This is a genomic window from Aeromonas sp. ASNIH8 (assembly GCF_002919855.1).
In the GTDB taxonomy this organism is placed as follows: Bacteria; Pseudomonadota; Gammaproteobacteria; order Enterobacterales; family Aeromonadaceae; genus Aeromonas; species Aeromonas caviae.
Map to the genome: position 1 here is coordinate 1 of NZ_PQLN01000108.1, position 12,691 is coordinate 12,691.

General features: G+C 65.3%; 11 protein-coding genes and 2 pseudogenes. 9 read left to right on the forward strand and 4 right to left on the reverse strand.

From position 1 onward, the window contains the following. Positions 1-1,763, reverse strand: a 1,763-nt coding sequence (locus C3418_RS20125; protein WP_103859131.1) for a BCCT family transporter, incomplete at its 3' end; no start/stop codon positions are given. 298 nt (positions 1,764-2,061) lie between these two features. On the opposite strand from C3418_RS20125, the gene C3418_RS20135 reads away from it, so the two are divergent. The 8 genes and pseudogenes from C3418_RS20135 (at position 2,062) to C3418_RS20170 (ending at position 8,605) form a co-directional block, all read left to right on the forward strand. Next, positions 2,062-2,325 (forward strand): DUF2282 domain-containing protein, encoded by a 264-nt coding sequence (locus tag C3418_RS20135; RefSeq protein ID WP_010673595.1) that lies wholly within the window; start codon positions 2,062-2,064, stop codon positions 2,323-2,325. 59 nt (positions 2,326-2,384) lie between these two features. Further along, a complete protein-coding gene (locus tag C3418_RS20140; protein ID WP_103859133.1) occupies positions 2,385-3,227 on the forward strand; it encodes a DUF692 domain-containing protein in 843 nt (280 codons plus the stop codon). After that, the gene (locus C3418_RS20145) at positions 3,220-3,972 is read left to right on the forward strand and encodes a DNA-binding domain-containing protein (protein WP_103859134.1); all 753 of its coding nucleotides are present in this window, start codon (positions 3,220-3,222) and stop codon (positions 3,970-3,972) included. Before C3418_RS20140 ends, C3418_RS20145 begins: the two co-directional genes overlap by 8 nt. Continuing rightward, complete coding sequence (locus C3418_RS20150; RefSeq protein WP_103859135.1) at positions 3,969-4,424, forward strand: DoxX family protein; 456 nt, start codon at positions 3,969-3,971, stop codon at positions 4,422-4,424. Before C3418_RS20145 ends, C3418_RS20150 begins: the two co-directional genes overlap by 4 nt. Positions 4,425-4,484: 60 nt before the next feature. Next, positions 4,485-4,948, forward strand: a pseudogene (locus tag C3418_RS20155) (GNAT family N-acetyltransferase). A gap of 202 nt (positions 4,949-5,150) precedes the next feature. Beyond that, positions 5,151-6,446, forward strand: a complete 1,296-nt coding sequence (locus C3418_RS25025) for a PAS domain-containing methyl-accepting chemotaxis protein (protein ID WP_103859136.1) — start codon at positions 5,151-5,153, stop codon at positions 6,444-6,446. A gap of 143 nt (positions 6,447-6,589) precedes the next feature. Beyond that, complete coding sequence (locus C3418_RS20165; protein ID WP_103859137.1) at positions 6,590-7,147, forward strand: DUF3332 domain-containing protein; 558 nt, start codon at positions 6,590-6,592, stop codon at positions 7,145-7,147. Between the two features lie 84 nt (positions 7,148-7,231). Then, entirely contained in the window at positions 7,232-8,605 is a 1,374-nt protein-coding gene (locus tag C3418_RS20170) for an HD-GYP domain-containing protein (protein WP_103859138.1), read from the forward strand. Between the two features lie 286 nt (positions 8,606-8,891). Here the strand turns inward: C3418_RS20170 and C3418_RS20175 are convergent, their stop codons facing one another. From C3418_RS20175 to mobA, 3 genes and pseudogenes are all read right to left on the reverse strand, one after another. Then, the gene (locus C3418_RS20175; protein WP_103859139.1) at positions 8,892-9,971 is read right to left on the reverse strand and encodes an FUSC family protein; all 1,080 of its coding nucleotides are present in this window, start codon (positions 9,969-9,971) and stop codon (positions 8,892-8,894) included. Positions 9,972-10,286: 315 nt separating this feature from the next. Next, a pseudogene (gene mobB / locus C3418_RS25030) lies at positions 10,287-10,802 on the reverse strand (molybdopterin-guanine dinucleotide biosynthesis protein B); the annotation flags it as partial. Then, positions 10,799-11,413, reverse strand: coding sequence for a molybdenum cofactor guanylyltransferase MobA (gene mobA, locus C3418_RS20185; RefSeq protein ID WP_103859141.1), 615 nt, complete (start codon positions 11,411-11,413; stop codon positions 10,799-10,801). The gene mobA and the pseudogene mobB, both read right to left, overlap by 4 nt. 221 nt (positions 11,414-11,634) lie before the next feature. Here mobA and maeA point away from each other — a divergent pair. After that, on the forward strand, positions 11,635-12,691 hold a 1,057-nt coding region (gene maeA, locus C3418_RS20190; RefSeq protein ID WP_258040148.1), incomplete at its 3' end, for an oxaloacetate-decarboxylating malate dehydrogenase.

A 12,691-nucleotide genomic window follows, 5' to 3' on the forward strand; every position in this document is an offset into this window, starting at 1 on the left:
CCGTAGCAGAAGTCCCGGCGACCTTGCTGGGGTACCAGCAGATGGCACTGATCCGGCCCATCCTCTTCGACCCGGCTGGTGATGCCCCGGGCAGCGAACTCCTGGCTCAGGGCCGTCAGGGCGGGCAGGGCGACCTTGTCCACAAAGGCGCGGGCTTCCTGCTCGGTGGAGGGGCGCAGCAGGTGATCCATCCGGGTGCGCCACTGCTTGCCGTTCCAGAAGTCAGTGGCGGGGGAGAGGCGCCTGGCCGAGTGCTCCTTGTCTGCGACAAGGCCGCGGCAGAGTCCGAGGCAGAGCAGCACCATGATGAAGGCAAACGGCAGTGCGGCGATGAGGGTCATGGACTGGAGTGCCGCCAGCCCCCCTGTGCTCATCAGGGTACCCGCGGTGACCCCGAGCAGCAGAGCCCAGAACAGGCGCTGCCAGATCGGTGAGCCCTCCTTGCCCTGGGTAGCGATGTTGTCGATGACGAAGGCTCCCGAGTCGGCGGAGGTGACGAAGAAGACGCTGATGAGGATCACCGCGAGGGCCGAGGTGATGTCCGCTCCCGGCAAGAGGTCAAAGAAGTTGAACAGCAGGGTGTCGATGTTGCCGACCGAGTCGATGAGGCTTGTGCCCCCCTCATGCTGGCTGGCCCAGATGGCGGCGTTGCCGAACACCGTCATCCAGAGCAGGTTGAAGGCGGTGGGCACGAACAGGACGCCGAGGATGAATTCGCGCAGGGTGCGTCCGCGGGAGATGCGGGCGATGAAGAGGCCGACAAAGGGGGACCAGGAGATCCACCAGGCCCAGTAGAGCAGGGTCCAGTTGCTGAACCAGCCCGCCTGGCGGGTCTCGCTGTAGGTGAAGGTGCGGAAGGTGAGCTGGCTTAAAGAGGAGACATAGTTGCCAATGTTCTCCGAGAGGGCTCCCAGCAGGTACTGGGTGGGGCCGGCCACCAGCACGAACAGCAGGAGCACGATGGCGAGAAAGAGGTTGAGCTCGGAGAGGCGCTTCACCCCCTTGTCGAGACCGGTGACCGCCGAGATGCCGGCGAGGGTGATGACGACCCCGATGAGGCCGAAGCGAAACAGCTCCCCCGAGGTGTCCATGCCGGTGAGGCGGGTGATCCCCGCCGAGAGTTGCATCACGCCATAGCCCAAGGTGGTGGCGATGCCGAAGATGGTGCCCACCAGGGCGAAGACGTCCACCGCGTGGCCGAGCGGCCCGTGGATCTTCTCCTTGAAGATGGGATAGAGGCCGGAGCGGATGGTCAGGGGCAGGTTGTAGCGAAAGCCGAAGTAGGCCAGCACCAGGCCGACGATGGCGTAGACGGCCCAGGCGTGAAAGCCCCAGTGGAAGAAGGTGGTGACCATGGCCTCGCGGGCGGCCACCGGCGTCAGGGGCGTCGCCTGGGGCGGCGAGACGTAGTGGCTCATGGGCTCGCCCACCCCGAAATACATGAGCCCGATACCCATGCCGGCGGCGAACAGCATGGCGAGCCAGGAGGTGAAGCTGAACTCGGGGCGGGCGTCGTCCGGCCCCAGGCGAATGTTGCCGTAGTGGCTGAAGGCGATCACCAGCAGCAGGATCAGGAACATGCCGACCACCAGCACATAGAACCAGCTGAAATGCTCGGCGATCCAGCTCTGGCCGCTGCCGAAGAAGCGGGCGGCGGCCTCAGGGGCCAGGGAGCAGATGGCCAGCAACGCCAGGATGAAGAGCAGGCCGGGGATGAAGATGGGCAGCGACAGGGTGCATCTGGGAGGGCGAGGAGCGTTCATGGGACACCTTTGGGTGGAAGGACTCAAGACACTATAGGCCCCTCGGGTGCAAAGCAGACAAGGGGTGGATGGCGAGTGACGGGGTCAACGGCCATGAGCACCGTGGGGGAGGCACTCGTCGTCCTGTTTTTTTCATCGTATTTTATGCCTTTAAATCAGATGGTTACCGATTTCTTGTTTGTTAATAGCGAGTTGATGCCGTTTTTTGGGAAATCATTTCTCCCCTCGTCCGGTTCTATTGAACGTAGCCGGATGAGATGCGCCGGAGACATCACTCTCGACAACAAGGAATAGAGACATGAACGTGAAAAAGAGTACTGCCATCGCCTCTGCCATGACGGGTCTGCTGGCCCTGGGTGCCCAGTTCATCGCCGCGCCGGCCATGGCTGCGGATGACAAGGAGAAGTGCTACGGCGTGGTCAAGGCGGGCAAGAACGACTGCGCCACCAAGGGCGGATCCTGCGCCGGCACCGCCAAGATGGATGCCCAGGGGGATGCCTTCGTGGTAGTGCCCAAGGGGCTGTGCGAGAAGCTCGCTGGCGGGTCCCTGCAACCCAAGTAAGCCGCATGCCATGGTGTGGCGCCCGCCACATCATGGCCCTATCTATTGAGAGCCCAGCCATGAACCCCTTGATCGGTATCGGTTTACGCCCCCCGCACTACGACGAGATCCGCCACACCCTGCCCGGAGTGGGCTGGCTTGAGGTACACAGCGAAAACTACTTCGAGCGCCACAACCAGGGCTTTGAGGTGCTGGCGGAGCTTGCGAGGCACTACCCCGTGAGCCTTCACGGAGTCGGCATGTCGCTGGGCTCCGCCGATCCTCTCGATGCCGGGCACCTGCGCCAGCTGGCGGCCCTGGTGGCGGCCATCTCGCCGGTGCGGGTGTCGGAGCACCTGAGCTGGGGCAGCATCGGCGGGCGCTATTTCAACGATCTGCTGCCCATGCCCTACACCCGGGCCGCTCTTTTGCACATGAGCGACAAGATAGATCGGGTGCAGCAGACACTGGGCAGACAACTGCTCATCGAGAATCCCTCCTCCTACCTGCAACTGGCGGGGGAGATGGGGGAGGCCGAGTTTCTGGCCGAGCTGGCTGGGCGCTGCGGCTGCGGCGTCCTGCTCGATCTCAACAACCTCCATGTGAGCGCGGTCAATCACGGCCTGGAGGTGGACGACTATCTGGCGACTATCGACCTCGACACGGTCGGCGAAATTCACCTGGCCGGTTTTACCGAGAAGCACCTGCCTCAGGGGCCCCTCTATATCGACACCCACAGCACCCCCGTGGCCGAGCCCGTCTGGGCGCTCTACGAGCAGGTCTGCCAGCAGCGTGCCATCCCCACCCTGATTGAATGGGATCTGGCGATCCCCCCGCTGCCGGTGCTGCTGGGAGAGGCGCAGCGTGCCAGCGAGATCCTGAGCGCGGCGCAGCAAACATCCAGGGAGGCCGCCCATGTCTGAGCTTGCTTCCCTGCAACGCGCTTTTGCGAGCGGTCTGCTCGGCCAGGATGATGCCATCCTCGGGCACATCCAGCCGGGACGCTTTGCCCCCGACGCCCTGTTGCAGATCTATCGCAACAACTTCATCCTCGGCCTCACCGAGGTGCTCGCCAGCAGCTACCCCGCGGTACGCGCCATGGTTGGCGAGACCTTCTTTGAGGCTGCGGCACGAGGGTTCGTGCTGGCGGCACCTCTGGAGGAGGGGAGCGTCATGGACTACGGGGAGGGCTTTGGCGACTGGCTGGCACGCTTGCCCACCACGGCCGCGTTGCCCTGGCTCGGGGATCTGGCCCGCTTCGAGTGGGGGCTGGAGCGGGTCTCGCTGCTTGCACCAGAGACGCGGCGCTGGCCTGCCGAGCGGCTTGCCGCCATGACCCCTGACCACTGGGAGCGGCTGGTGCTGCATCCTGCCTGCGATCTGCAACTCCTGGAGAGCCCCCATCCGGTGCTGGCGCTCTGGCAGATGGCCCTGCACGGCGGTGAGACGGTCAGGGAGCTGGATGCTGTCTGCTCCCTGGCACTCAAGAAACGCCCCGGACACCGGGTCGACCCCATTGCCCTGGATGCCGCCGCCTGGCGTCTGCTGCAAGGCTGCCTGCAGGGCAGGCCGCTGGCCAGCCTGCTGGCTCAGGATCCCGCCATGGCCGAACACCTGGCCCCCCTCATCACCCTCGACCTGCTGGTCGATCTGGAGCTTGCCCCATGACAACGCAAACCCTTGCCAGGCCCCTTGGCCCCCTTGTTGAACGCATCTTGCCCTGGTGCAGCGGTGGCCTGTTGCTGCTTGCCAGGCTCTGGGTCGCCACCATTTTTCTGCGATCCGGCTGGCTCAAGTTCACGGCCTGGGACAGCACCCTCTATCTGTTCGAGTTCGAATATCAGGTGCCCCTGCTGCCCTGGCAGTGGGCGGCCTATGCGGGCACGGCGACCGAGCTGTTGCTGCCCCTCTTCCTGCTGGCGGGCCTCTTCACCCGTCCGGTCGCCTTGCTGCTGTTTGGCTTCAACGCCATGGCGGTCATCTCCTACCCGGCCCTCTGGGCGGGGGGCTTTCACGATCACCAGTTGTGGGGCTGGATGCTGCTGACCCTGGCCGTGTGGGGGGCGGGCCCCCTGGGGCTCGACAGCTGGCTCCTTGCCCGTCGCTCGCCTCCGGCGTAAGGTGGCCGCACACGAGCCCTGCCTGACTGACGGGTGGGAAAGGAATGCAAAGGAGAAGAGATGAAGGTTCGCGAGGCCCTGGCGGCCGATATTCCTGCCCTGACGACACTGCGCATGGCGCTCTTTTGCGAGGTGGGGGAACTTGCCTGGCCCGATGAGGATCCGGTCCTCAGGGAGGCGACGCAGGCCTACTTCATTCAGGCGCAGGAGAGGGCAGCGCCCGTAGCTGGGTGGTGGAGGAGGAGGGCGAGGTGGTGGCGTGCGCCACCCTGGCACTCTTCGTGCGCCCGCCCTACCCGGGCAATCTGGCGGGGCGGGAAGGGTACCTGCTCAACATCTACACCCGGCCGGCCTGGCGCAGACGGGGAATGGCGAACGCCCTGCTGGTGGCCATGGTGGCGTATGCCCGCGAGCAGCAACTGGGCAAGCTGTGGCTCCATGCCAGCAGTGATGGGCGCGCTATCTACGAACGGTTCGGCTTTGCCGCCAATCCCGCCTGCCTCGAGTGCGTACCTGCCCGTTAGCCTCCTCTTTTTCTGCACCGGGTTGATCCTCTTTCACAAGGGCTGCGTACTGGGAGCCCTTGGCGGCATCGCCGCTTTTCTATACACTGCGCGCCCCATTCGTTTCAGTCGTCTGACCACTTATGTCGGCGCTGGCGATGCCGATACCCTCTGTGGGTGAGGCCGTGGTGCCCATGGGGATGGTCAACGAGGAAGAAGTGTCATGTTCAATCAGAAGCTCAAAGCGCAGTTGCAGGCATGCCAGACCCGGCTCGACGAGGAGCAGGGCATCATAGAGGCGATCAAGGCGGGTGCCGCCACCGTCATCTTCAGCCCGGAGGGGATCATCCAGGAGGCGAGCACCCCTTTCCTGGCCCTGATGGGATATGGTGCCGCCGAACTGATTGGGCAGCCCCACAGCCAGCTCTGTCCGAGGGCCTGGGGGGAGTCCGGTGACTATCGCCAGTTCTGGCGCCGCCTGGCCCAGGGAGAGGTGCAGTCAGGCACCTTCGAGCGCGTGAACCGGCAGGGGGAGACGCGCTGGCTGGAGGCGACCTATTTCCCGGTGAAGCACCAGGGCCGGGTGACCCGGGTACTCAAGATTGCCAGCGACGTCACCGAACAGCACCAGCGGCTTGGGCGGCTCGAGGCGCTGACCGAGGCACTGGACCGCTCCCGGGCCATGATCGAGTTCACCCCGAACGGCGACATTATCCATGCCAATGCCAACTTCCTGAGCGTCATGGGTTACACCCTGAGTGAGATCGCGGGCAGGCACCACAGGATCTTCTGTGACGAAACCTTCCTGCGCGAGCAGCCCCGTTTCTGGGAAGAACTGGCCCGGGGTCAGTTCAAATCCGGCCTCTTCATGCGCCACAACAGCCGGGGGCAGGCCGTCTGGCTGGAGGCGACCTACAACCCCATCCGGGATGGCAGCGGCAAGGTGGTGCGGGTGGTGAAGTTCGCCAGCGACATCACCGCGCGCATCGAGCAGAACCACGCCACCCGGGAGGCCGCCCGCCTGGCCCACAGCACCGCCCAGGAGACCCTGCACAGCGCAGAGGAGGGGGCGGGCCTGCTGCGCGCCGTGGTGCAGACCTCTTCCCTCATCGCTTCCCAGGTGGATGAGGCCATCGCCCTCATCGGCCAGCTCAACGAGCAGTCCAGAAGCATCGAGGCCATCGTCTCGACCATCAGCGCCATCGCCGATCAGACCAATCTGCTGGCCCTGAACGCCGCCATCGAGGCGGCGCGGGCGGGTGAGCAGGGGCGCGGGTTTGCGGTGGTGGCGGACGAGGTGCGCCAGCTGGCCGCCCGCACGTCGCTCTCTACCGACGAGATCGCCAGGGTGGTGCAGAAGAACCGCGAGCTGACCGCCAGGGTGACCGACGACATGGCCGGGGTGGCGGGCAGCGCCGAACTCGGCAAGCAGCAGATCGCCGGGGTGGACAAGCTGATGAGCGAGATCCACCAGGAGGCGGACAGGGTCTCCCAGACGGTGTCCGCCCTCTCCATCTGAGGGGCTGACCGCAAGATTGCCAACAGAGTGAGCGATCGGACGGCCAGGCTGAACCCTGGCTGTATAAGGCCCCCCTTCGTCATTGTGCCGCCCGGCCCCCTTGTTTAGGCTGCCGCCTCCTTTTTATTGAGAGGTAGACAACAATGGCAGTACGACAGAGAGGCAGGGCACTGGCCCTGCTGCTGGGAGTGGGGGCGAGCCTGGGGCTCGGTGGTTGCATGGGCCAGATGGGCCTCTCCTCCATGGTGACCAAGGGCAACCTCAGCGTGGTGGACAACCGCTACGGCCGTGCCGGCGTCTTCGTGCTGCTCTCCCCCGTCTATGGCCTGGCGGCCACGGCGGATCTCTTCGTGTTCAACACCATCGAATTCTGGTCCGGCAAGAACCCCATTACCGGCAAGTCGCCCGCCCTGGTGGATCAGAAGAGCGATGCGATCATCAAGGTGAACCAGCACCTGGATCCTGCCCTCAACCAGGTGCCGCTGGCCCTGCTGCCCCAAGGGGTGCGCGAGGTACAGGTGAGCTACCCGGACGAGCGCACCGCCCAGATGGAGATCCACTACATCGACGGTCAGCGCAGCCTGATGCGGGGAGAGATGCGCGGGGAGCGACTGGATCTCTACCTGGACGACAGACTGGTCTCGACCCTGAGCCGCGAGCAGCGCGATGCGGCGGCAAGTCGGGGAGCGGTGCAGGCATAATTTGTCGCGCCCCTGATCCTTTACTCCCGACAAATGCTATACATGCCTGCGGGCAAGTACGCCCCGATGTAGAGGGAGTGGGCTATGACGGTAAACGGGTTGCGTTTGGCAGAGCTGATTGGTTCTCTCAGTCATGCCCTGGACATGACGGAAGGGCAGCCGAGAGGCCACTGCATCCGCTGCTGCTGGATAGGCTCTCGTCTGGGGGAGCAACTGGGACTGGATGCCCGGCAGCGCCACGACCTCTACTACACTCTGTTGCTCAAGGATCTGGGGTGCAGCAGCAATGCCGCCCGCATCTGCGAGCTCTATCTCACCGACGATCTTCACTTCAAGCGCGACTTCAAGCTGGTGGATGGCTCCCTCTCCGAGGTGGTCAACTTCGTGCTGGGCCACACCGGCTTGCAGGCGGATCTGCTGGGCCGCTTTCGCAGCCTGTTCCACATCTTTCGCAACGGGGATCAGATAGCCAACGAGCTGATCCTGACCCGCTGCCACCGGGGGGCGGACATCGCCCGCCAGTTGCGTTTCAGCGACGAGGTGGCCCAGGGGATCCTCTCCCTGGATGAGCACTGGAGCGGCAAAGGGCGGCCGCAACAACTGGCGGGGGAGGCCATCCCGCTCTTCTCCCGCATCGCCCTGCTCTGTCAGGTGGTGGACGTGTTTCACGCCGCCGCCGGGCCGGACGCGGCGATGAGGGAGCTGCGCGAGCGCAGCGGCAACTGGTTTGATCCCGCCCTGGTCAGCGCCTTCGAGGCGCTGGCAGACGAGGCCTTCTGGCAAGGGCTGGCGGATCCCGCGTTGGTGGAGCGGGTCTTCGCCCACCCGGCGGGGCAGGGGGAGGTGGCGCTGGATGAGGATTATCTGGATGAGATTGCTGCGGCCTTCGGCCAGGTGGTGGACTCCAAGAGCCCCTATACCGCGGGGCACAGCGGCAGGGTGGCGCTCTATACCGACATCCTCGCCGCCCAGATGGGGCTGTCCGAGCCACGGCGACGCTGGCTCAAGCGGGGTGCCCTGCTTCACGATGTGGGCAAGCTCGGGGTGAGCAACGCCATCCTCGACAAGCCGGGCAAGCTTGACGAGCAGGAGTGGGCGGCGGTGCAGATGCATGCCGCCTACACCGAGGAGATCCTGGGCCGCATCGGCGCCTTCGAGGAACTTGCCCTGGTGGCTGGTGCCCACCATGAGCGACTCGACGGCAAGGGCTACCCCAAGGGGCTCAAGGGGGAGGCGATCACCCTGGAGACGCGCATCATCACCACCGCCGACATCTTCGATGCCATCACCGCCAAGCGCCCCTATCGGGATGCCATCCCGGTGCCGCGTGCCCTGGAGATGATGGCGGAAAACCTGGGGACGGCCATCGACCCCGACTGCTTTGTCGCCCTGAAGGCGGGGATAGAGGACTTCTCCCTCTACCTCACTCCCGAGCAGCCCCTGGCTCGTGCAAGCTAAGGCGCGAGCCCGAGACAAGCAAGCCCCGCATCGGCGGCAATGCTGTTCACTTAAGAGAATTTGAGTTCCAGTCCACGTAGTATCAGGACAAAAAATCGAGGGAGGCATGATGCCTCCCTCTTTCTATTGCAAGCCCCGCTGGATAAAGGCTGGAGGAAGATCGACTGGACACAGCCTTGCCCCCTCAACTCAAATCCAATTTATGAATAATCAGTCAAAAAAGTGCTTATCTGAACAGCATTGCGCATCGGCGGGGCTTTTTTGTGGGCGGTTGCAGGCGGCGCGATCAGGGGCGGGTCGAGGGCTTGGCATAGGGTTGCAGCACCAGCCCCAGCAGGCGATGGAGGTGGGCGAGCTGCTCGATGAGATGGAGATTGAGCCAGAGGTAGCCGCCAAGAGTGGGGTCGTGTCCCTGGCCTGGCGCCTGGCTTGCGTCCCCATCGAGCCGGGCGGCGGCGGCTTGCAGGCGGCCGATGGCCTGGTCGGCCGCCGTGGTATCGCCGCTCTTGAGTATGAGGGCGAGTTCGGTGAGCACCGACTCCGTCGCCTGCTGGCAGGCGCGAAGCCCCGGGTGGCTCTGCATCAGGAAGTGGCTCTGGCGATCCCGCCAATAGGTGTTGGCCAGCATCTCCAGGGTGCAGACGCTGTTGCGAAGGGTGGTCTGGGTCGCCTCGAACAGCGGGCTGCCAAGGCGGGTCTCCTTGACCGCCGGGGCCAGCAGGGGGCGCAGGCTGACTATTTTGGCGAGCAGGCGGGCATGGCTTCGGGTGAGCTTGGGGCGCTCCAGCACGTTGGGGGAGAGGTGGGTGTGGTAGAGCCGCCCGGCCTGCTGCAGGGTGTCGTGCATCTGCAGACGCCAGTGGGTATAGGCCCGCTGGGGGTAGATGCTGCAAAACAGCAGGGCCAGCACCGACCCCAGGATGACGTCGCCGCTGCGCCAGAGCGCGGTCTCGATGTCCCCGGGCACCCCGCCGACGATGACCCCCAGGGTGATGCCGATGAGCAGCCCCACATAGGGGCGCTTGCCGAGCGCCAGGTAGCCGCACAGGAACATGATGGCGCAGCACCAGGCCAGCATCAGGGGCAGGGAGTAGAGCTCCAGATAGAGGGCCACCACCCCGCAGGCGGCGCCAAAGACGGTGCCCACCACCCGTTGCAGGGCGCGCGATAGCACGTTGCCCCAGAACGAGATGGGGCCCATCACCACCACCAGGGTGATGAGGGGCCAGGTGCTCTCCGGCAGCTTGAGCTCCCGGGTCAGCAGGAAGGTGAGGGTGAAGGCCAGGGCGATGCGCAGGCCGTGGACCAGGCGGTAGCGGCCATAGATGAGCAGATCGAAGCGGGAGAGCGGGGCATTGAGGCGCAAGGGCGTTCTCTTATCTCGGGTCAGGGTTGTGAGGATAGCAAGGGGGATGGCATTCGCCTTGACCTGCGTCGTTTCCCCGGTTCATGCGGGCGCACCTGTCGGCAGGCGCACCATGACCCGCTCGCCGGGGGGAAGGGCCGCGCTACCCGGCGCCCGTTCGATGCGGCAGTTGGCACTGTCGTGGCCCCCATCCACCGGGCGCACCAGCAGGGTGCCCGCCTCGTCCTGACTGAGCAAGCCGGGCACAACGCCCTGTTCTGCCGATGGGGGCAGGGCCGCCAGCAGCCGGGCGCAGAGGCGAAGGGGCGGCGGGGCCTGACGGGGTTCGTGCGGGGGCAACCGGGCGCAGATGAAGTCGGCGATGGCCTCCAGATCCTCGAAGGAGAACCGGGGCAGGGTCGTGGCCTGGGGGGCGTCGCACACGAGGGCGACGATGTCAGGATCATCGGGGAAGAGCAGGGGCCGGCCGATGGCGGCGCGATACAGCTCCACCTTGGGAAAGCGCCTGTGCTTGAACCCCTCGACCAACAGCAGATCCAGGGCGTTCGTATCGAAGCGGGCCAGCAGCGCCTCGAAGGGGGGCTCCCCCTCCGGGGTCTCCCGGATCAGGGCGTGGCGCCGGTCGGAGGCCGCCATCACCTGGGTGGCGCCCGCCTGGCGCAGGCGGTGGCTGTCCTTGCCGGGTTGGTCCATGTCAAAGGCGTGATGGGTGTGCTTGAGCACCCCGAGGCGCAGACCGCGTGCCACCAGGCGCGGGATGAGGCGCTCCAGCAGGGTGGTCTTGCCGGTGCCGCTCCAGGCGACGAAGCCGAGCAGGGGCAGGGGGCTCATGGCGCGCCCCCTTCCCGCAGCCTCGCCTCCCAGGCGGCGAGATCGCTCGGGCTGTTGAGGTTGACGAAGGCGTCGGGCAGATCGGCAAAGGACACCACCGCCATCCGGTGGCGGGCAAACCAGGCCCCGGTCTTGCGCTCCCCGTCCGCCAGCGCCTGGCTCAGGGAGGGGCGCAGGGCGCGGCGCAGCAGGGCGACCACGGGCTGGAGGTGCTCCCCGTCGTGGGCCACCACCAGATCGGTGTCCGGGGTGATGGCGGCGCGAAAGCGGGTCATCAGATCAAGGGGCAGGGCGGGGCCGTCACAGGGGACGAACAGCACCCAGTCGTGACGGGCCGCCGTCAGCCCCGCCAGCATGCCGGCCAGCGGCCCCTGGAAGTCGGCCTGCGCGTCTCCGATGACGGGGGCAAGCTGCCGGTAGCGAGCCTGGCCGCGGTTGGCGTTGATCAGCACCTCGTCCACCTGGGGGCGCAGGCGGGTCAGCACGTGCTGGATCAGGGGAGTGCCCGCGAGGGGCACCCAGCCCTTGTCATCGCCCCCCATGCGGGTGGCGCGACCGCCCGCGAGGATGACGCCGCTGACGAGAAAAGCGGGGGAAGAGGAAGGGGTCATGGTGCTCCGTTGCTCGCAAAGGGATGCCCACAGGGGCGTGTCGGGATCTTGCGCCAAGGCGGGCGCGGGAGCAACCTTCGGCTGCCCCGGCAAAGGCGCCTTTGGCCGCAGGGTTTGTCCAAGCTCACAAAACCGGATCGGCAAACGTCATATGATCCCCAGCATTCTGAGTCTTGCTCTCCTGCCTGATGGCAACTTCATGTAAATCAAAGAGAATGACTATGGCTACCGGACAATATCTGCTGTGGAAAGATGCACAGGGTCACGATTTTCGCCCCGTTGCACTGACGGGCACCAATCTGCTCAACGATCGCAACCTCAACAAGGGTACCGCCTTCACCGAACAGGAGCGGGCCGATTTTGAGCTCGACGGCCTCTTGCCGCCCCAGGTGCAGACCTTCGAAGCCCAGCTGGAGCGGGTCTATGAGGCCTTCCTGAGCGCCTGCAGCGACATCGAGAAGTACCAGAACCTGCGAGCCCTGCAGGATCGCAACGAAACCCTGTTCTACGCCCTCCTGTCCCGCCACGTGGAGGAGATGACTCCCTACATCTACACCCCGACCGTGGGCAAGGCGTGCCAGGAGTTCAGCCACCGCTTCCAGAAGCCGCGCGGCCTCTACATCACCCCGAAGAACGTCGATGACATGGGCTCTCTCGCCCGCCACATGGATGCCAAGGCGGTGCGCATCATCGTCGTGACCGACAGCCAGGGGATCCTCGGCATCGGCGATCAGGGGGTGGGGGGCATGGGCATTCCCATCGGCAAGCTCGCCCTCTATACCCTGGGGGCGGGCATCCACCCCGCCTGCTGCCTGCCCATCGCGCTGGACGTGGGCACCGACAACCAGGCGCTGCTGGATGACCCCATGTACCTGGGTCAGCCCCACAGGCGCATTCGCGGCAAGGAGTACGACGACTTCATCGACAAGTTCGTGACCGGGGTCAAGCGCCACTTCCCCAACGCCGTGTTGCAGTGGGAGGACTTCAGCAAGTCCAACGCCTTCAACAATCTGGCCCGCTATCAGCAGGCGCTGCCGTCGTTCAACGACGACATCCAGGGCACCGGGGCCGTGGTGCTGGCGGGCATCATAGGGGCCGTCAAATCCAAGGGGGAAACCCTGGGCCAGCAGCACTACCTGGTCTACGGGGCCGGGGCCGGCGCTGTCCCTTATCCACACCTAACGCTGCCGAAGAGCGCACTCGTTATGATCTCCGAGGACGCCGGATCTCTGAAAAAAAACACCAAGGGCAAATATATACAAAAGACGGCGAGGAGGA